The organism is Arsenicitalea aurantiaca (assembly GCF_003994485.1).
Classification (GTDB): Bacteria; Pseudomonadota; Alphaproteobacteria; order Rhizobiales; family Devosiaceae; genus Arsenicitalea; species Arsenicitalea aurantiaca.
The window spans coordinates 1-425 of sequence record NZ_RZNJ01000017.1 but is presented as its reverse complement, the minus strand read 5'-3'; the positions used below and the strand labels follow the sequence as shown (position 1 = coordinate 425).

At 61.4% G+C, this 425-nt stretch carries 1 protein-coding gene; it reads left to right on the top strand.

Annotation, left to right across the window (positions count from 1 at the left end; genetic code table 11):
• The coding region (locus EMQ25_RS17900; RefSeq protein WP_158626141.1) for an ATP-binding protein at nt 1-272 on the top strand (272 nt) is incomplete at its 5' end.
• Nucleotides 273-425 lie beyond the last annotated feature (153 nt).

The window sequence follows — 425 nt, the reverse complement described above, 5'->3', positions numbered from 1 at the left end:
TCGCCGACTACCTGACCCGGCTCGACTTCGTCGTGCTCGATGAACTCGGCTATCTGCCCTTCGCGCAGGCCGGCGGCCAGCTTCTCTTCCACCTGATCAGCAGGCTCTACGAACGGACCTCGATCATCGTCACTACGAACCTGGCATTCGGAGAATGGCCCGCCGTCTTCGGCGACGCAAAGATGACTACAGCCCTGCTCGACCGTCTCACCCATCATTGCGAGATCATCGAAACCGGAAACGAATCCTGGCGCTTCAAGAACCGCGCCTGATCACCGCATCAAGCTGCAAAACGCTAGCCGCGCTCGCCCGGGCTGCGCAACCCTGGCCAGCTCCGCCCGGGCGAGCGCTGACCGCTGTGCATTACATGAAGGGGGTCAAAATGGGACGCCGATCGGGGGTCAGATTTGGAAGCCGTTTGACAG